The sequence below is a fragment of the Amphritea sp. genome (assembly GCF_050300915.1).
Lineage (GTDB): Bacteria > Pseudomonadota > Gammaproteobacteria > Pseudomonadales > Balneatricaceae > Amphritea.
The window spans coordinates 24,108-42,358 of the sequence record NZ_JBNKYN010000013.1 but is presented as its reverse complement, the minus strand read 5'-3'; the positions used below and the strand labels follow the sequence as shown (position 1 = coordinate 42,358).

The following is an 18,251-nucleotide window of genomic DNA, read 5'->3' as shown; positions in this document are numbered from 1 at the left end:
TCTCTGCTATATCAGGAAGGGCCATGCAGGATACCACCTCGCAGACTCATGGAATTGGTTAACCGGTTACTGGGAGCCGATCATGGCCATTGCCAGGTTTCCATCTAAATTAACCCTGCCAGAGATCAACCCGGGCGTCGTTACCGTTTTAGACTATCTGATTGGCCGATTCCCACAGATTGACGCTCAGGTATGGCGGCAGCGGTCAATCGACGGCAAGCTGCACTGGCATGATGGTTCCCTCATCAGCGCTGAGTCACTCTATCGTCCGAAGCAGCGGGTCTATTACTACCGCGAAGTTGATTGCGAGCCAGAGATTCCGTTTACCGAAACGATCATCTTTGAAGACGCCGAGATTCTGGTGGCGTATAAGCCGGCCTTTCTGCCTGTTACACCTGGCGGGAGTTATGTCAATGAATGCCTGCAAAACCGGCTGCGGCTGAAAACCGGGTTGCCAACCCTGCAAGCGGTACACCGTATTGATCGGGCCACGGCGGGACTGGTGATGTTTTCGGTTAATCCGGAAACCTGCCATCTATACCACCAGCTGTTTGCCAGCCGTAAGGTCAGCAAGCTCTATCAGGCGATTGTCAGAGTTGATGCCTGCCGTGACGAGCCATTGAATGGCCAGCAATGGGAGGTCATTAACCGACTGCAACCCGCCAATCCGCGCTTTCTGATGCAGGTAGTGGAGGGGGCTGCCAACAGTCATTCGCGGATGCGCTGCTTAGACCGGCTACAGGACACAGCACTATTTGAACTGGAGCCAGTGACCGGCAAAACGCATCAGCTGCGGGTGCATATGCAGACCCTTGGATGGCCAATCCTGCATGACCGCTATTACCCCACATTACAGCCCGAGGCAGCCGATGACTTTACTCAGCCCTTGCAGCTGTTAGCACAGCAGTTACGCTTTATCGACCCGGTCACGCAGCAGCCCAGAGCATTCCATTGTGGCTATACCCTGAATCTGGCAACCGGCTTATCTGCAACAGTGTAATGGCTGGCGGAAGTAGGCAGATTCACGCTGTTTTCAGCAATATCTGTATCTGTCTGGGGCGATATCATGTTTGTATAATAACGCCTGCCCATCTAACTAACGCTACTCATTAACCCTAAGCCCGGTCGAAACAGATCTTATGCCTACTGCCATAAACGCTGGCCACGTAAAGCTTCTCAGCCTGTTTGTCGTTGCCTCCTGCCTTATTCTGGCGATTAATTTTGGCCTGCGCTCGTCGATGGGCTTCTTTATGGCGCCGATCTCCAGCGAGTTTGGCTATGGCCGGGAGGTCTTTGCTTTCTCACTGGCGCTGCAAAATCTATGTTGGGGTCTGTTTCAGCCGTTTACCGGTGCATTTGCCGACCGTTTTGGCACCTTCAGAACACTGGTTATCGGGGCGTTGCTCTATGCCCTGGGTATCTATATCACCGCCACCACTGACAGCGTCTGGAGCCTGCACAGCGGTGCCGGGATTCTGATCGGCATGGGTATTGCCGGAACCGGATTCGGCGTTATTTTGCCAGCGCTGGCAAGAATGGTCGCGCCAGAAAAGTGTGCTTTCGCTCTGGGGTTAGGAACAGCGGCAGGTTCCGCAGGACAGTTGATGGTGATTCCGGTGGCGCAGGCGTTCATTAGTCTCTATGGCTGGCAGACTGCGCTGTTACTGATGGGTGGCGGAGCGCTGATGATGATCATCCTGGCAACCACCTTTCGTAAAGTTGACGAACCCAGAACAATAATTGAGGACGTATCTCCGCAGTCGTTAAAAGAAGCGCTGCAGGAGGCTGGTGGTCATCTGCATTACTGGCTGCTGATCGCTGGTTTTTTTGTCTGCGGCTTTCAGCTGGCCTTTATTACTGTACATATGCCCTCATTTCTTGCCGATCAGGGGTTTGATTCTACGGTTGCGGTTACCAGCCTTTCGCTGATCGGTCTGTTTAATATATTCGGCTGTCTGTTATTTGGTTCCTGGTCGGGGCGTTATTCAAAGAAAAATCTGCTGGGAATCATCTATGCGTTGCGCGCGCTGGTGATCGCCCTGTTTATGCTGCTGCCGATCACTACGACAACCGTTTACCTGTTTTCAATTGCCACGGGGTTTCTATGGCTGGCGACCGTTCCGGCTACCTCAGGCCTGGTGGCGCAGATGTTTGGTCTGCGTCATATGGGGACGCTCTATGGCATTGTTTTTCTTAATCACCAGCTAGGTTCATTCGTTGGAGTCTGGGTGGGCGGCTATATGTTTGATCAGACCGGTAGTTACAACACTGTCTGGTGGGCGGCGGCCGCGATAGCCTTGCTAACGGCGGTGATTCACATATTTATCGACGAACGTCCGGTGAAGCGACTGAGGGCAGGGCAGGCTGCTGCAATGGGTTAACTCAGTCATGCCCGAAAAAAAAAGCGCTTTCTGAACTCAGCAAAGCGCAAAGGTAGGAAACAACAGTGAAAACTTATTCCTCAATCTTTTCAATCAGATCGGCATAGAGTTCGTCAAAGCTCTTGAAAACGGAGTCGTTGTGTTTACAGCAGCGAATCGTGCCGCTTTTAATATCGTAGACCCAGCCATGCACCTCCACTTTGCCGGTGGCCAGTTTTGCTGCGACTACCGGGTGAGTGCGGATATGTTGCACCTGCTGCAGGACATTTTCTTCAATCGCTTCATTCAGGTGTTCGGAACCCACCGGATGATCATGAGGGATATCGTGTCGTTCGCGTACAATCTCCATCGCTGAACGACAGTGGCCCAGCCACTCTCTGACATGGGGCAGGCCGTTGAGCGCATTCAGATCCAGCGCCCCTTTAATCGCACCGCAATCAGTATGACCACAGATAATAATATGGCGTACCCCCAGCACCGCAACCGCATATTCGATCGACGCGGTCATGCCGCCGGTTTCGTTGCTGTGCGGCGGGATAATATTACCGGCGTTACGGCAGATAAACAGATCACCAGGCGCGGTGCCCGTGAGCAGGTTGGGATCGATTCGGGAGTCGGAACAGGTGGCAAATAGCACATCAGGACTCTGTCCGTCGGCCAGGGTGCCAAACAGATCTTTGTGTTCCGGGTATACATTCTGGCGAAAGTTGATCACCCCTTTTACAATTTTATCCACGCAACAGACTCTCTTAGTTTTATATCGTTTGTGACAATCAGAGGTTATGGGGGAGTGCCCCATAACCGTTCAATAACCTGGATTCTGGGTTTATTCAGGCCAGTGTTATTCGATTTCAGCCAGCACTTCACCGGGGGTGACCCGGTCACCTTTGACGACATGAATAGCCTTAACGGTACCGGCAATATTGGCGTGAATTTCCATCTCCATCTTCATCGCTTCAGCCACCAGAATCGCCTGACCCGCTTCGACCACATCGCCCTCTTTAACCAAGACTTCGAAGATGTTGCCTGGCATCGCAGTGGTGACATGGCCCGGCTGGCTGGCGTGTTTACGACCACTACTACCTTCGGAGACAAACTCGTTCTGGGGCTCAAAGATCACCTCTTCCGGCACACCGTCCATCGACATGTAGATCTTACGCTTACCGCTACCAAACTCACCTACGCCGGTCACCGCGATATCATAGACCTCACCATGCACCTCAATCTTAAACTCAGAGGCACCGGCCTGGCCCAGTTTTGCTCCCTTCGCCGCATCAATGGGTAACAGCTCTTCAGGTTTGAGTGTGCCAGCAGCCCGTTGTTGCAGGAATTCCCGACCTAAATCGGGGAACATAGCAAAGGTTAGTACGTCCTCCTCAGTCTGCGCCAGATCACCAATATCTTCACGCAGTTTGTTCAGTTCCGGTTTCAGCAGGTCCGCAGGGCGACCCACATCAACGCTTTCATTGCCGATCGCTTTCTTCTGCAACTGGGCATCCACTTCTGCCGGAGCCGCACCGTAACCGCCCTGCAGGTAACGTTTAACCTCATTGGTGATGGTTTTATAACGCTCACCGGCCAGCACGTTGTAAACTGCCTGAGTACCCACGATTTGTGAGGTTGGCGTGACCAGAGGAGGGTAACCCAGATCCTTACGTACCCGGGGAATTTCAGCAAACACTTCGCGGATCTTGTCCAGGGCGTTCTGCTCTTTCAGCTGGTTAGCCAGGTTAGACATCATCCCGCCGGGCACCTGGTTGATCTGTACAGAGACATCTTCGCGGGTGAACTCACTTTCAAACTGGTGGTATTTCTTCCGTACCTCACGGAAGTAATCAGCGATCTCAGCCAGCAGCTCCAGATCAAGTTCGGTGTCGTAAGGCGTGCCGCGCAGGGCCGCAACCTGACCTTCGGTCGCCGGGTGGCTGGTGCCATTCGCAAATGAGGAGATCGCCGTATCGATACGGTCAGCTCCCGCTTCAATCGCTTTCAGCTGACACAGCGGAGCCAGACCAGCGGTAGAATGGCTGTGTACCACAATCGGCAGATCCAGCTCAGCTTTCAGTGCTGCGACCAGATCATAGGTGGCGTAAGGGGTCAGCAATCCGGCCATATCTTTAATGGCGATGGAGTCTGCACCCATGTCGCGCATCGCAATGGCCTGCTTCACAAACAGCTCCGGGGTATGCACCGGGCTGGTGGTGTAACAGATAGTCCCCTGGGCGTGTTTACCCGCTTTTTTAACCGCTTTCATGGCGGTTTCAATATTGCGGATGTCGTTCAACGCATCGAAGACACGGAACACATCAATACCGTTGTGCGCCGCTTTGGCAACAAACGCTTCAACCACATCATCGGCATAGTGACGGTAACCCAGCAGATTCTGCCCCCGCAGCAGCATCTGCAGACGGGTATTTGGCAGGGCCGCACGTAGTTGGCGCAGGCGCTCCCATGGGTCTTCCTTCAGAAAGCGTACACAGGCGTCAAAAGTAGCTCCACCCCAGACCTCCAGCGACCAGAAACCCACCTGATCCAGCTTTTCACAGATCGGCAGCATATCTTCAGTACGCATACGGGTGGCGATCAGAGACTGGTGGGCATCCCGCAGTATCACATCGGTGACTTCAATTTTCTTTGCTTGGTTCATATGTACAGTACTCACTGTAGTTTCTCCTGCAACCGCTCTGGCGGTCGGCTGAAATTAGTTTTTGCAATCAGTCATTGGCTTAAGACGCAGAAAAGCGTTTACCAGCCCGCATGGGCCGCAATGGCTGCCGCAACCGCCAGTGCCATCTCGCTCGGATGACGTTTCTCGGAATAGCTCAGCAGTTCCGGATGGTTTGGTACAAAACTGGTGTTGAAATTCGCTGCCTGAAAATCAGGATGCTTGAGAATCTGTTGGTAATAGTTCGCTGTGGTTTTAATGCCGTGCAGGCGCATATCATCCAGAGCGCGCTGTCCCCGGGCGACAACCTCTTCCCAGGTCAGCGCCCAGACCACCAGTTTCAGACACATGGAATCGTAGTAGGGCGGTATCTCATAACCGGTATAGATCGCGGTATCCACCCGCACACCCGGACCACCCGGCGCGTAATAGTGGGAGATGCGGCCGAAACTGGGCAGAAAATCGTTTTTCGGATCTTCTGCGTTGATGCGAAACTGCAGGGCATAACCGCGGTAGGAGATATCCTCCTGGCGATAACTCAGAGGCAGACCCGATGCGATGCGCAGCTGTTCGCGAACAATGTCCACACCGGTAATCTGCTCGGTGATGGTGTGCTCAACCTGCACCCGGGTGTTCATCTCCATAAAGTAGACCTGATTGCCGGTCAGTAGAAACTCAACGGTACCAGCGTTTTCATAGCCAACGGCCTCAGCCGCTTTAACCGCCAGGCCACCGATATACTGGCGCTGCTCAGGGGTTAACTGCGGGCTGGGCGCGATCTCAATCAGTTTCTGATTGCGCCGCTGGATAGAGCAATCGCGCTCATACAGATGCACTACGTTACCCTGACTGTCAGCCAGAATCTGCACCTCAATATGGCGCGGATCAACGATACATTTCTCCATAAACACTTCTGCAGAACCAAACGCTTTGGTTGCTTCAGAGATAACGCGGGGATACTGCAATTTCAGCTCCTGTGGGGTGTCACAACGACGAATACCGCGGCCACCGCCGCCGGATGTCGCTTTGATCATAATCGGATAACCGATCTCGTCCGCCAGGGTCAGCGCTTCATTAACGTCGGCCAGGTTACCTTCTGAACCGGGTGTAATCGGGACACCGGCGGCACGCATTGAATCCCGCGCCTGAGTTTTGTCCCCCATCTTATGAATAACTTCAGATTTGGGGCCAATAAAAGCGATACCCTGTTCTTCACAGAGGCGGGCAAACTCAGCATTCTCGGAAAGAAAGCCATAACCCGGGTGAATCGCATCACAGCCGGTTTCCAATGCCATGTTAACGATCCGCCGTGGATCAAGATAACCCGCCAACGGATCTTCACCCATAGAATAGGCTTCATCTGCGCGCTTAACATGTAGCGCATAGCGGTCGGGCTCGGTATAAATCGCCACAGAGCGGATGCCCATCTCGGCACAGGCGCGGACGATACGTACCGCAATCTCTCCCCGGTTGGCGATCAGTACTTTTTTGATCATGAAACTCTCCTCTGCCTCCGGCTCGGTGCCGTAAGTGTGTAAACAGATCCTAGTCGCATACAACGATAAGTAGAAATTGATATTTTTTTGTTTATCTATAAGGTATTACTTATAACTAAGCAGCGTGAGATCCATTCAGTGCCTCTTTCCATCAAAAAAATAACCAGTCGCCTGACCTTTCGCCAACTTCAGGTATTCAAAGCCGTATACGAGCTGGAGAGTTACAGTAAGGCGGGAGACCTTCTCGGGCTGACCCAGCCTGCGGTCAGTAGCCAGATTCGCCAATTAGAACAGGCCCTGGATCAGCCGTTGTTCGAGTATGTTGGCCGACGGCTGTTTTGCACCGCCGCTGGCGTGCGCCTGGCACAGAGCATCGATAAAGTCTTTATCGAACTGTCGAATTTACAGACTGATCTGGCTGAGATGAAAGGTAATATCGCCGGTGAGCTGAAACTGGTGGCAGTTAACACGGCGCAGTACATGGTGCCTTACCTGTTACGGGCGTTTCTCGATCTGCATCCTCAGATCAGTGTGCGGGTGAAGGTGGTCAACCGGGCCACCGCTCTGGAACGACTCAATGAGAACAATGATGATCTGGTAATTATGGGCATGGTGCCCACCGATAAACCGCTGGTGACTTTGCCGTTTCTCGATAACGTGCTGGTGCCGGTGGTTCCCAATGAACATCCGCTGCTGAAACAATCAAAAATTGGTGCACAAACATTTCTCGACAGTCACTTACTGGTGCGCGAACCCGGTTCTGGCAGTCGTCTGGCGCTGGAACAGCATTGTCAGCAACAGCGTCTGCGCTTCACCCCGAGCATGGAGATTGGCTCCAACGATGCGGTCAAACATGCGGTAATTGCGGGCCTGGGGGTGGCGGTGTTGCCCCAACTCAGTATTATGTCTGAACTGGAGCTGGGGAAGCTGAAAATCGCTGATATCGATGGCTTTCCACTGCGCCGAAGCTTCTGTGTTGTGCATCCGCTGGCGAAACATCCAACCCCGGCGATGCAGGCGTTTCTCGATTACATTCAACAGAACCTTAAACAGTTTGAGCGGATGTTTTTGGGCAGTTAAAATCAGCCAGGCTTACACCTGTATTCCAATGCTGAGCACGGCAGCTCACTGGCTGTCATTCAGGTGCTTATGCATAACCTCCGCTGGCTCAATAAGCGGATAATGAACCGCGCTGGGGAGAGGTGTTTAAAAATAACGAAATCGGCGTCAAATCCTATAGAATAGGGCAAAATCAGAATCTGGGATCAGACGATACAAGATAAACCGGTTGTATCTTACGTCTGCTGCGTAAAATTATCATGACCAAAAATGCCTCTTGGTCATCAGGATTAGTTAATTACATATATGATTAAACAAGCATTATTTGTACTTGCTCTGTGCTTGCAGAGCTCATGGGTTGTCGCAGCCGTCGATTGGTTTAAAGATGAAAACGGTAAAACCAAATGGCAACACCTGGCCAACTTCAGCAGTGGCACGCTGATTATTATCCTCTCAATTACGGCCATCTATCTGCTGATATACAGTCGTCGGGCTCACAAAGCCAACCGCGAGCTGACCATCATTAAAAATGAGCTGGAACAGCGCGTTGAGGAGCGTACCGCGGCCCTTAAAGACTCAAACAATAAGTTGATCGAGAGCAACCATCTGCTGGAGTCAGAAGTTGATCAGCACGTTATTACCGCCAATCAGCTGCGCTCATCCGAGTCCTATATCAAGGATATTCTCACATCGATGCCTCTGATGTTGGTGGGGCTGGATAAAGAGGGACGGGTGACCCAGTGGAACCGCCGGGTAGAGGAGCTGTCTGGCGTTGCGGCTGAGAAAGCGCTGGGTAAAACCCTGTGGGAAGCCTATCCCACCATGACCGTAGTGCCCGAGCATATTCAGCAGGCGATTGAGCAGAATAAAATTATTCACCTGAAGCAAAGTCTGCGCAGCTTGTCCCATTATGATATCACCATCTACCCGCTGAACGGTCCAGAGCCCGGCGTTGTTATTCTGGTGGACGATGTATCTAAAGAGACCACCGCTGAAAACCTGCTGATTCACAATGACAAAATGTCATTTATGGGAGAGCTGGCGTCCTCTATGGCGCATGATATTAATATTCCGTTGCAGGCTATCCTGATGGATCTGAAACGGTTTAAAAATATCATGGCCGACAACCCCTTGACGCTGGAGCAGGGCGGTAACGATAAAATGGCATTGCTGGAGTCCATTCACAGTGACATGTCCGACAAGGGTGATCAGGTCTCGAAGATAATTCACAACCTGCTGACTTTTGCCCGTAACCGCCACTCAGAGAAACAGATGGCAGATATCGTTGATGTGATGGAGCATACGGTTAATCTGGGCAAAGAGGTTATTACTGTTTCTGACGGGCTGATGTTCAAGCAGGTTAAACTGGAATGGCAGGTTGAAAAAGGGCTGCCTCAGGTTCCCTGCTATATCACCGAGTTGCAGCAAGTATTCCTCAGCCTGTTCCGCCATGCCTGTATCGCGCTGCAGAAAAAAGCCGGAATGGAAAACTTTGAGCCCACCATAAAGATAATTCTTTCAGAGAGTTACGATAATATGTGGATCAAGATTCAACACAACGGTATCGGGCTGACCAGCGAAGAACAGATGAACCTGTTTGAACCTTTCTTCAGCACTACCCAGCAGGCTGATAGTTTTGATACCGGTGAGCATCTTTCTTTCTCTTACTACATCATCACGGAGCAGCATCAGGGGCACATGGCGGTTACCTCAGATCCGGCTGTCGGCTCAACCTTCCATATGCAGATTCCCATCACCCGATAATCTGCTGGTGGTGCAGACAGGGAGGTTATATGCAGCATCATACCGGTACACTGAAAACCTGGAAGGATGATAAAGGCTTTGGCTTTATCAAACCCTCCAGCGGTGGCAAAGATCTGTTTGTTCATATACGGGATTTCGGCAATATTCCCCGAAAACCCCGGGTCGGCGATATCATCCACTACCAGCCGATAAAAGACCGGGAAGGGCGGCTACGTGCCGCTGATGTCCAGATAGAGGGACTCTCACGAAACCGAACAGTCTCCCAGAAGCGGTCTCAGCCTCAGATACCGGTACGAAACTCAAGACATCAGACGTCAAATAACAGTGGCAGACCAAAGCAACTGTCGCGGGTTGTTTCAGCTATTATCTTCGTCATGGTAGGGGCGACCGTTTATAACGCATTACCGGGTGGTTCGCCTCCAGCCCCAGTCCAGAATGGTTCAGCTGAGCATAGCACTGCAGGGGTTCAAAACGATAACCAACGTATCCTGCAGGCGTACCGGAACCACCAGAGCAATCTGCAGGTCAGTGGCACTGGCGAAGTGGTTAAACTCTTACCGGACGACCTGGAAGGAAGCCGTCATCAGCGCTTTATTCTGCAATTGTCGTCGGGCATCACTATTCTCATCGCTCATAATATCGATCTGGCGCCACGTCTGAACTCATTGCGAACAGGGGACAGCGTCAGCTTTAATGGCGAGTATGAGTGGAATAATAAAGGCGGTGTGGTTCACTGGACTCATCGGGACCCCAAAGGTCACCATCCTCACGGCTGGCTGGAGCATAACGCCAGACGATATCAATAGTAACAAGCCAGTGGGCAGGGAGAGCGAATAAAAACAGGGGGTAAAACAGTAAGAAGAGAGTAAAGCGCTATCCGAAGAAAAGGCAAGGGAGTTGTAGCATCCATACTACGCCCCCTTAAGTTCAGCCATCCATTTCCATGTAGCCGCTGCTTCCTGCAATCCCTCTGGCCACGTTGCTGAATTCCGTAATCAAATCCCTGATCACCCTGAACACGTTGGGCATAATAAGGTCTATGCCGCATGCTGTAACTAGGACAAAGTCCTATTTTTCACAATAACTTTCAATATGTTAAGTACGTTGATATGAATCAAGGTTTCAGTTCAGCATCACCGGAGCGAAGGTAAATACATTCTCGCTGTCCGGGTTAACGGTCATCTCAATCCAGCTGTTATCCTCTTCACCAAACACCTGAACGCGGGTAAAATTAGCCGTCAGCTGACCGTTAGGGTTGTACATCGGCTTATCCATTTTGAAGAAGTGGGAATCGCCGTTAATCAAGACAACCTGACCATCATAACTCTGGGTTTCGCTGATCAGCGTTTTGAAGAAATCAGTGAAGCCGTTTTTATCATCCAGATTCTTCATGAAGTCATCTTCATAGCCACCATCAGAAAGCTCAAACGGGAAGAAGATATCAGCCTGAATAATGATGGCTACACCGGCCAGTTTTTCCTGTTTTGCTTTAGCAAAAGACTGCTTCAGCCATTCGATGTTTTTCGCGTTACGCGCTTTATACTCTTCACTGGCTGCGGCACAGTCTTCAGCTGTACGCTTAGACTTCTTGGTGCACTGTTTTTCAGTCACCACCAGGTTGTTATTACTTCCGGTCACCGCCAGAGCAACAAACTCGACATTGCTGGCAACGAAACGACTGTTCTCACTATAGGCTTCACCCAGCTCGCCCTGACGTTCGACCGCAATGGGGTTTTTACCCTGAGTGGTGGCTTTACTGAAAAAGGTTTTACGCAGGAATGAAAGACGCTCAAGCGGATTGTAGGCGCCATTGTTGGTGCGGTGACAATCGGTCCACTCGTTATCACCCAGGGTGTAGAGTGTCGGCATATTCAGTCGGTTGTAAACACTGATAATGTCGTCACCAATCGCTTTGTCACTACATTCGCTGCTGCCGTTTTTAGTGTCACCAGCGTACATTGTAAAGTTCAGCTTGTGGGCATTCATCGACTCGATAGTCTGGCTGGCCCGCTGCGCCTTTTCTGCTGCATCCTTGCTATAGAACTGATCGCCCCAGAGGCCAACTTTGAGAGTCTCTGCACTATCATGAGCCAGCGCGAGTGGTGCATTAGCTGCCAGTAACAGGCAAGATCCTGAAGCGGCCAACAGTAGTTTCTTCAACATGATACGTATAATCCCCATAATTCATTTTACAAGCACAGTTACTCAGCCAACGGCTTTCCATACACAGGCCTGACATCAGCAGAGGCATGCTAAATTCTGGTGGTGACAGGCTGGTGACAAATTTATGACAGATTAAGGTTTGCTGCGGTGACAGTCGGTTTGAGAAAAATTACAGCTACGCTGAATTCATAGCTATACTCTATTTTCACTGGCGGCCAAAAAGACTAGAACTATATAACTTTCAGTCGCTTAGATCGCTGCTTAGTTCAGCTTGCCAGGCCGCAGATTGGTGGTTATTGAGACTCGCAGAGCCATAAACTCCAAACCGCTTCATGACGCACTGCGTCAGAGGGATATGACAATTTAATTAAGGGAAAACGATGAAAACAAAAATAATAGAACCCGCCGAAAATGCCTACCACTATCCACTTTTGATCAAAAGCCTGCTGTTATCGGGCAAGCGATACCAACCTGAGCAGGAGATCGTCTACAGCGATCTGTTCCGCTATGACTACCGCACCCTTTATCAGCGTATCTGTAAGCTGGCACATGTATTAACCGATGCCGGAGTAGAAGCGGGGGACACCGTGGCACTGATGGACTGGGACAGCCATCGCTATCTGGAAGCCTATTTTGCCGTACCGATGATTGGCGCAATTTTACACCATGTCAATGTGCGCCTTAGTCCTGATCAGATTCGCTACACCATGGATCATGCGGACGATAAGTTAGTGCTGGTTCATGATGATTTTGTCGCCATTGCTGAGCAGTTATCCGCCGAGCTACCCAAAGTCATCGGGTATCTTCAGCTATCCGATGAGCAGCAACCGGTCACCACCTCTTTAAACACCGTTGGTGAATATGAAAGACTGTTGCAAGACGCCAGCGATCAGTATGAGTTTCCGGATTTCGATGAAAACTCGGTGGCGACACTGTTTTACACCACCGGTACCACCGGTAACCCCAAAGGGGTGTACTTCTCTCATCGCCAACTGGTGTTGCATACCCTGAATGGCGCAGCGACTCTGGGACTTTATGATGGTCAGCCAATGCTGCGTTCGGATGATGTCTATATGCCGATGACACCGATGTTTCATGTGCACGCCTGGGGCGTGCCTTATATCGCGACGCTGCTGGGGGTTAAGCAGGTTTACCCGGGCCGCTATGAACCCAATAAACTGGTAAAGCTTTACCGTGAAGAGAGGGTCACCTTCTCCCATGGCGTGCCAACAGTACTACAGATGATTCTTAACTGTGAAGAGGCCAAAACCACGGACATGACTGGCTGGAAAATGGTCACTGGCGGCAGCGCCCCGACACTGGCCCTGGCACAGCAGATGGCGGAAAAGGGGATTCTCTTCCATACCGCCTACGGGATGTCCGAAACCTGCCCGCTGTTAACCACCACCCATCTGCCTCCGGCGGCGCGTGCGCTGGATATGATTGATCAGACGTCCCTGCGAATCAAAACGGGGATCCCTAACGCGATGGTGGAACTACGAATTGTAGACCCTGCCGGAAACGATGTTGCCCATGATGGCGAAGCGGTGGGCGAGGTTGTGGTGCGCGCGCCCTGGCTGACGCAGGGCTATTACAAAGAACCCGAAAAGGGCGCTGAGCTCTGGCAAAACGGCTGGTTGCATACCGGTGATGTGGCGTCAATGGATCAGCATGACGTACTGGAGATTAAAGACCGGATTAAAGATGTCATTAAAACCGGAGGCGAATGGATCTCATCAATTGAACTGGAAAACCTGATCAGTCAGCACCCGCTGGTGTCTGAGGTTGCCGTGGTCGGGGTTGCCGATGAAAAGTGGGGGGAACGGGCATTTGCTCTGATTGTTCCGGTCGCGGGCAATCAGATTGACGCTGCCGCAATTCAGACGCACCTGCTGCAGTTTGTTGAGAGTGGCCGGATAAACAGATGGGCCATACCTGAAAAGGTGAGTGTGGTCTCAGAGATACCGAAAACAAGTGTAGGAAAACTCAACAAAAAAGTGATCCGTCAGCAATATAGCGGCTAAACGAGCACTTGCTGATACAACAATTTTGCCTGCATCAGCCCAACGGTTTTTATTTCTGCCGGGTTAGGTAATTGTCGATTTATTAACTAAGCTATATTAGCTGTTATTAATATTCGAGAAATACTCATCTGAAAATAAAAACCGGAGAAGGTAAAAAAGATGAATAACAAGAATAAAAAGTCTGTTGGCTTACATGCGTTGTATGAAGATAACCCTGTCACCGCTGACCTGAAAGTTTTCGGACGTGTCGCAAACCAGGACCGCCGGGGCTTTCTGCGCGGGGCAGGTCTCACCAGTATGGCAGCGCTGTTGGGCGTGTCATTCATTCCTTATCACCGCAATATGCCGCAGGGACTTATTCCCGCAGCAATGGCCGATGATACCACCCCGTTCTCTATTGAAGGAAAAGAGGGGCTGACGATTCTCAATGACCGGCCGGTCAATGCTGAGACGCCTGCCCACCTGCTGGACGATGCAATCACACCCACCAGCCGTCATTTCATTCGCAACAATGGCGTGCCTCCGGTTGACGTGGATGCGGACACCTGGCAACTGACGATTGATGGTCTGGTTGATAAACCATTAACCCTGTCGATCAAAGATCTACAGGAGCAGTTTGAAGTCGTTACCCGGCCCGTGGTAGTGGAGTGTGGCGGCAATGGCCGTGCGGCCTTTAATCCCCCCGCCAGTGGTAACCAGTGGACCTATGGCGCGGTTGCCTGCTCTGAGTGGACCGGTGTCCGCTTAGCCGATGTGCTCAAGGCGGCAGGGGTTAAGCCCGGCGCGGTTTATACCGCTCACCACAGTGCCGATAAACATCTTTCCGGTAAAGAAGATAAAGAGGCGATCTCCCGTGGTGTACCTATCGACAAAGCGATGGACCCCAATAACCTGATCGCGTTTGCCATGAATGGGCAACCGATTCATCCGATGAATGGTGCACCGTTGCGCCTGATTATTCCGGGCTGGCCTGGTTCCTGTTCGCAGAAATGGCTGCAACGCATCAACATTCGTGATCGGGTTCACGATGGTGCCAAGATGACAGGTACCGCTTACCGGGTACCGAAACACCCGGTTGCTGCTGGTGAAAAGGTTGATAAAAAAGATTTTGTTATTATCGAGCGCATGCCGGTTAAATCCCTGATTACCTACCCGGCGACCGGCAGCATCATCAGTGACAGATCAATGGAAGTTCGCGGCAGTGCCTGGTCAGGAGAGCGTAAAATTACCCAGGTGGAGATCTCCATCGACTTCGGCGCTACCTGGATCAAAGCTGAACTGGGAGAGCAACCCAACTATGGTGCCTGGCAGCGCTTCAAAGCACAGGTGAGCTTCCCGGAATCCGGCTACTATGAAGTGTGGGCCAAAGCGACGGATGAGAAGGGTGTCAGCCAGCCATTCGGCATTGCCTGGAATCCCAAAGGCTACCTGAATAACAGTATGCACCGGGTTGCAGTCAACGTTAGCTGATAGGGCGCTATATGATCAGACACGTCTTTACAGCACTGATAATCAGTCTGCTGACCGGGTTTATTGGGGTTAAATCAGCCGCCGCCGATCAGGCCAACCTTGCCGCCAAAGGTAAGCAGTTGGTTCTGGTCTGCTCGGGCTGTCATAACTTCGCTAAAGATCAACCTCATAAAATCGGTCCAACCCTGTGGGATGTTGTTGACCGAAAGGTGGGCTCTGCCGTCGGCTTTGAATACTCCGACGCATTTAAACAGTTCGACGGCAGCTGGACACCAGAGAATCTCAAGCACTATCTGGCGTCTCCCGCCACCTTTATCCCCAATAACCATATGGCATTCTCCGGGATCAGTGCCGAATCTGACCGCGATGCTGTCGTTGCCTATCTGCAAACACTAACCGCCGATGGCCCTGTGGTTGGCGCATCCAGTAGCTTTGACTACGGGGGGCTCAAACAGGGCCCAGGTCGGGAGGATGTTTACACAGTCTGTTCTCGCTGCCACTCCATTATGCTGGTGAAGCAACAGGGCATGAGTCGTTCCCGCTGGACGGACACCCTGGTGTGGATGGTTGAAGAGCAAGGCATGGATGAATTACCCGACGACCAGCATGAACGCATTCTCGATTATCTGGCAAAATACTACGGCGGATAGTCGTTCAATCGTACATCAGGGCATGTAAAAAAGGATGGCATAGAACAACACCAGGTTGACGGCAAACGCCACCCATGTTTTTGCCCGAAAACCTGGCTTCACCGTTTTGTGATGGAAGTACTTCTGCGATACCAGCGCACCGCCTGCACCACCGAAAAAGGACAGGCTGTGCAGAGCCGCTTCCGGAGCCCGTTTAGCGTGTTCACGCAATGATCTGCGTTTATCCAGCCAGTAAAAAAGCGGCATAACCGCAAGGTTCATCCCGATCATCTGGCTGATCAGTATCCCCCGAAAGCTCAGTTCATCATAAAAGTTCAGTCGCAATCCCAGGTTAACAATAAGTGCTGCGGCGACAGATGAGAGAAAAAAACCATTAGTCAGCCAGGTGGCAACCACCGGAGAGGAGAAAAACCGAACAATCAGCCAGAGGCTGAGCCAGGATAAGGCTATCTGAAGCGGGATAACCAGCATAGATATGTCAGATAGAATCGTGTGCATGAACACTCCTTGTCGCGTGATCACTACTGATTTGAGTCAGCCTTGTCGTCTGGCCGCAATATTAATCCTAAAGCGGCGACGAGGAAACAGGGGATGATTGGTATTCGTGTAGCGATCTGCTACAATTTTTTAAGTTAACCCATCGGGAGAAAGTCATCATGGCAAAAGCGCACTCTCCACTGCGTTTAGAAGCGCAGTTAGTTGAAAACGCCACCCTGGCAGGTAAGCAGTTGCATCGCTCAACCGCAGAGCAGATTGAATATTGGGCGGATATAGGCCGAAGTGTTGCCAATGTCATCAGCCCCGATACGCTGATGCAGGTGTGTGCAGGCCTTGCCCGGGTGCGTATCGAGCCCGTTGTTGGCCCAGCAGTTGACCCTGATGCATTGTTCGAGGCTCTTGAAAATGATCGTACAAGCGGCCGCCTGAGCGATGACATTACCACTGCATCGTTACGTTATCAGGCATCCGCCAGCCATCCGGGATTGTTGGAGCAGATAGACAGCGATGGACACGTTTCTCTGGGGCAGTTCCGTAACGGCCAGTTTCAGGTAGAAAAAGAGCTCGATGCCGGTGCAGCCTAAACAGCTGTGGATGCTGACAGGGGGGAATGGTGCCGGTAAAAGCACCTTTTACCGAAAGTTTCTGCAACCGTTGGGGATGCCTTTCGTCAATGCCGACATCCTGGCAAAGCAACTGTTTCCGGATGACCCCGAAGGCAACAGTTATACCGCAGCACAACTGGCTGCAAATATGCGTCAACAGTTGCTACTGGACGGTGCCAACTTCTGTTTCGAAACGGTTTTCTCTCACCCGTCAAAGATTGATTTCATCGCAAAAGCCAAAGCGCTCGGCTATCAGATTATTCTGGTACTGATTCATGTGCAGTCCAGCGCGCTTAACCATGCACGCATCAGTCAGCGAGTAGAAGAGGGCGGGCACTTTGTGCCCGAAGAAAAAGTGGAGGGTCGCATCCCCAGAACGTTAATCAATGTTCGTGCGGCTCTGCCGTTGTGTGATCAGGTGAGAATTCTGGATAACTCCAGCGCTACCGACCCTTTCCGCCAGATTGCCACTATCCGCCAGCAGGTGCTGACCTCTCACATTGAGCCGCTGCCCGACTGGGCGGCGGAACTGCTGACCGATCTCGTCTAGTCAGCCGAGGCATCAGCGACTCAGTAAAAACGCTACTTTGTCTGCTGTTTCAGTAGCAGCTTAATCTCTTCGAGTTGCTGTTGCAGATCAGCAATAGTGGGCTCATGGGCGTCGATCGCCGCCTGCTTTCTAACCTTGGCGTGCTCTTCATCCAGAACATTCACCACGATGCCGATCACCATATTCAGAAACGCGAACGCGGTGAAGAAGATAAAGGTCAGATAGTAGATCCAGCTGAGCTTATAGACCGTCATGGTTTCATACATCACATCGGTCCAGTCCTCAAATGTCATCACCCGGAACAGGGTCAGCAACGAGATAGTGATGTCGCCCCAAAGCTCTGGATTGATATCTTCAAACAGCGTGCTGCCGATCGCAGCATAGATATAAAAGATGATAAACATCAACAGGATAACATAGCCAAGCTGAGGCATCGCTTTAATCAGGGAGTTGAGCAGCAGGCGCAATTCAGGGATAACGGAAACCATCCGCAACACCCGGAAAACCCGCACCAGACGTGCAACCAGTGCCATATCGGTGTTATCGATGGGGATCAGACTGATGGTGACAATCAGGGTGTCAAAAATGTTCCAGGGATTTTTGAAAAAGTCCTTTTTATTCTCTTCTCCGAGGAAGCGAATAGTGATCTCAACTAAAAAGAAAACCGTAATCAGTCGGTCAAGCCAGACGACCAAAGACACCGCCAGCGGTGTCAGTTCGTAGGTTTTAGCACCCACCAGTAGGGCTGAGCTGACAATAACGATAACAACAAACAGCTCAAACGCTTTGTTGCTGCGAAGTTTGGTAAAGGTCGACTGAAGCTGGCCAAAATTTATCATGTTTAACGGGTTCCATAACCACTCTGGGCATCACGGGTGGAAAGATAGCTGAAGGTGTTTCTGAAAGCGATATGTTAAATAGAGATT

The 18,251-nt window shown here is 51.4% G+C and carries 16 protein-coding genes; 10 read left to right on the top strand and 6 right to left on the bottom strand.

The features are described 5' to 3' along the window. Positions 1-82 precede the first annotated feature (82 nt). Together ACQY8X_RS05490 and ACQY8X_RS05485 are read left to right on the top strand one after the other, a co-directional pair. Positions 83-1,000, top strand: a complete 918-nt coding sequence (locus ACQY8X_RS05490; RefSeq protein ID WP_428034143.1) for a pseudouridine synthase — start codon at positions 83-85, stop codon at positions 998-1,000. A gap of 139 nt (positions 1,001-1,139) precedes the next feature. Further along, positions 1,140-2,381 carry an MFS transporter gene (locus ACQY8X_RS05485; protein WP_428034142.1) on the top strand — a complete coding sequence of 414 codons (1,242 nt, stop codon included), beginning with the start codon at positions 1,140-1,142 and terminating at the stop codon, positions 2,379-2,381. Positions 2,382-2,454: 73 nt separating this feature from the next. Here the strand turns inward: ACQY8X_RS05485 and ACQY8X_RS05480 are convergent, their stop codons facing one another. The 3 genes from ACQY8X_RS05480 to ACQY8X_RS05470 all read right to left on the bottom strand — a co-directional run bounded on the left by ACQY8X_RS05480 (position 2,455) and on the right by ACQY8X_RS05470 (position 6,542). Further along, on the bottom strand, positions 2,455-3,117 hold the full coding sequence (locus ACQY8X_RS05480; protein WP_428034141.1) for a carbonic anhydrase: 663 nt from the start codon (positions 3,115-3,117) through the stop codon (positions 2,455-2,457). Between the two features lie 105 nt (positions 3,118-3,222). Continuing rightward, entirely contained in the window at positions 3,223-5,028 is a 1,806-nt protein-coding gene (oadA, locus tag ACQY8X_RS05475) for a sodium-extruding oxaloacetate decarboxylase subunit alpha (protein WP_428034168.1), read from the bottom strand. Positions 5,029-5,126: 98 nt separating this feature from the next. After that, positions 5,127-6,542 carry an acetyl-CoA carboxylase biotin carboxylase subunit gene (locus ACQY8X_RS05470; RefSeq protein WP_428034140.1) on the bottom strand — a complete coding sequence of 472 codons (1,416 nt, stop codon included), beginning with the start codon at positions 6,540-6,542 and terminating at the stop codon, positions 5,127-5,129. 138 nt (positions 6,543-6,680) lie between these two features. Between ACQY8X_RS05470 and ACQY8X_RS05465 the strand changes: the two genes are divergently transcribed. From ACQY8X_RS05465 to ACQY8X_RS05455, 3 genes are all read left to right on the top strand, one after another. Then, positions 6,681-7,622, top strand: a complete 942-nt coding sequence (locus ACQY8X_RS05465) for a LysR family transcriptional regulator (protein WP_428034139.1) — start codon at positions 6,681-6,683, stop codon at positions 7,620-7,622. 285 nt (positions 7,623-7,907) lie between these two features. Further along, positions 7,908-9,365 (top strand): two-component system sensor histidine kinase NtrB, encoded by a 1,458-nt coding sequence (locus tag ACQY8X_RS05460; protein WP_428034138.1) that lies wholly within the window; start codon positions 7,908-7,910, stop codon positions 9,363-9,365. A gap of 29 nt (positions 9,366-9,394) precedes the next feature. Continuing rightward, positions 9,395-10,171: a DUF3465 domain-containing protein gene (locus ACQY8X_RS05455; protein WP_428034137.1), complete on the top strand. Its 777-nt coding sequence runs from the start codon at positions 9,395-9,397 to the stop codon at positions 10,169-10,171. Between the two features lie 316 nt (positions 10,172-10,487). Here the strand turns inward: ACQY8X_RS05455 and ACQY8X_RS05450 are convergent, their stop codons facing one another. Next, on the bottom strand, positions 10,488-11,528 hold the full coding sequence (locus ACQY8X_RS05450) for a hypothetical protein (RefSeq protein ID WP_428034136.1): 1,041 nt from the start codon (positions 11,526-11,528) through the stop codon (positions 10,488-10,490). A 380-nt stretch (positions 11,529-11,908) separates the two neighbouring features. Here ACQY8X_RS05450 and ACQY8X_RS05445 point away from each other — a divergent pair, with 380 nt between their 5' ends. The 3 genes from ACQY8X_RS05445 (at position 11,909) to ACQY8X_RS05435 (ending at position 15,672) form a co-directional block, all read left to right on the top strand. Then, positions 11,909-13,552, top strand: coding sequence for a fatty acid--CoA ligase (locus ACQY8X_RS05445; protein ID WP_428034135.1), 1,644 nt, complete (start codon positions 11,909-11,911; stop codon positions 13,550-13,552). A gap of 159 nt (positions 13,553-13,711) precedes the next feature. Further along, entirely contained in the window at positions 13,712-15,022 is a 1,311-nt protein-coding gene (locus ACQY8X_RS05440) for a sulfite oxidase (protein WP_428034134.1), read from the top strand. An 11-nt stretch (positions 15,023-15,033) separates the two neighbouring features. Continuing rightward, a complete protein-coding gene (locus tag ACQY8X_RS05435) occupies positions 15,034-15,672 on the top strand; it encodes a c-type cytochrome (RefSeq protein WP_428034133.1) in 639 nt (212 codons plus the stop codon). 15 nt (positions 15,673-15,687) lie between these two features. Here the strand turns inward: ACQY8X_RS05435 and ACQY8X_RS05430 are convergent, their stop codons facing one another. After that, positions 15,688-16,170, bottom strand: a complete 483-nt coding sequence (locus ACQY8X_RS05430; RefSeq protein WP_428034132.1) for a DUF1294 domain-containing protein — start codon at positions 16,168-16,170, stop codon at positions 15,688-15,690. Between the two features lie 158 nt (positions 16,171-16,328). Between ACQY8X_RS05430 and ACQY8X_RS05425 the strand changes: the two genes are divergently transcribed. Together ACQY8X_RS05425 and ACQY8X_RS05420 are read left to right on the top strand one after the other, a co-directional pair. Then, on the top strand, positions 16,329-16,754 hold the full coding sequence (locus ACQY8X_RS05425) for a TA system antitoxin ParD family protein (RefSeq protein ID WP_428034131.1): 426 nt from the start codon (positions 16,329-16,331) through the stop codon (positions 16,752-16,754). Beyond that, a complete protein-coding gene (locus ACQY8X_RS05420) occupies positions 16,738-17,325 on the top strand; it encodes an AAA family ATPase (protein WP_428034130.1) in 588 nt (195 codons plus the stop codon). The genes ACQY8X_RS05425 and ACQY8X_RS05420 overlap by 17 nt, the downstream gene beginning before the upstream one ends. A 32-nt stretch (positions 17,326-17,357) precedes the next feature. On the opposite strand, the gene ACQY8X_RS05415 is transcribed toward ACQY8X_RS05420, so the two are convergent. Continuing rightward, on the bottom strand, positions 17,358-18,164 hold the full coding sequence (locus tag ACQY8X_RS05415; protein ID WP_428034129.1) for an ion transporter: 807 nt from the start codon (positions 18,162-18,164) through the stop codon (positions 17,358-17,360). Positions 18,165-18,251: the final 87 nt, after the last annotated feature.

Excerpts from the sequence above, each read along its gene's own strand:
- ACQY8X_RS05490 (WP_428034143.1), top strand. The coding sequence starts at position 83 with ATGGCCATTGCCAGGTTTCCATCTAAATTAACCCTGCCAGAGATCAAC.
- ACQY8X_RS05485 (WP_428034142.1), top strand. The coding sequence starts at position 1,140 with ATGCCTACTGCCATAAACGCTGGCCACGTAAAGCTTCTCAGCCTGTTT.
- oadA (WP_428034168.1), bottom strand. The coding sequence starts at position 5,028 with ATGAACCAAGCAAAGAAAATTGAAGTCACCGATGTGATACTGCGGGAT.
- ACQY8X_RS05470 (WP_428034140.1), bottom strand. The coding sequence starts at position 6,542 with ATGATCAAAAAAGTACTGATCGCCAACCGGGGAGAGATTGCGGTACGT.
- ACQY8X_RS05460 (WP_428034138.1), top strand. The coding sequence starts at position 7,908 with ATGATTAAACAAGCATTATTTGTACTTGCTCTGTGCTTGCAGAGCTCA.
- ACQY8X_RS05455 (WP_428034137.1), top strand. The coding sequence starts at position 9,395 with ATGCAGCATCATACCGGTACACTGAAAACCTGGAAGGATGATAAAGGC.
- ACQY8X_RS05450 (WP_428034136.1), bottom strand. The coding sequence starts at position 11,528 with ATGTTGAAGAAACTACTGTTGGCCGCTTCAGGATCTTGCCTGTTACTG.
- ACQY8X_RS05445 (WP_428034135.1), top strand. The coding sequence starts at position 11,909 with ATGAAAACAAAAATAATAGAACCCGCCGAAAATGCCTACCACTATCCA.
- ACQY8X_RS05440 (WP_428034134.1), top strand. The coding sequence starts at position 13,712 with ATGAATAACAAGAATAAAAAGTCTGTTGGCTTACATGCGTTGTATGAA.
- ACQY8X_RS05435 (WP_428034133.1), top strand. The coding sequence starts at position 15,034 with ATGATCAGACACGTCTTTACAGCACTGATAATCAGTCTGCTGACCGGG.
- ACQY8X_RS05430 (WP_428034132.1), bottom strand. The coding sequence starts at position 16,170 with ATGCACACGATTCTATCTGACATATCTATGCTGGTTATCCCGCTTCAG.
- ACQY8X_RS05425 (WP_428034131.1), top strand. The coding sequence starts at position 16,329 with ATGGCAAAAGCGCACTCTCCACTGCGTTTAGAAGCGCAGTTAGTTGAA.
- ACQY8X_RS05420 (WP_428034130.1), top strand. The coding sequence starts at position 16,738 with ATGCCGGTGCAGCCTAAACAGCTGTGGATGCTGACAGGGGGGAATGGT.
- ACQY8X_RS05415 (WP_428034129.1), bottom strand. The coding sequence starts at position 18,164 with ATGATAAATTTTGGCCAGCTTCAGTCGACCTTTACCAAACTTCGCAGC.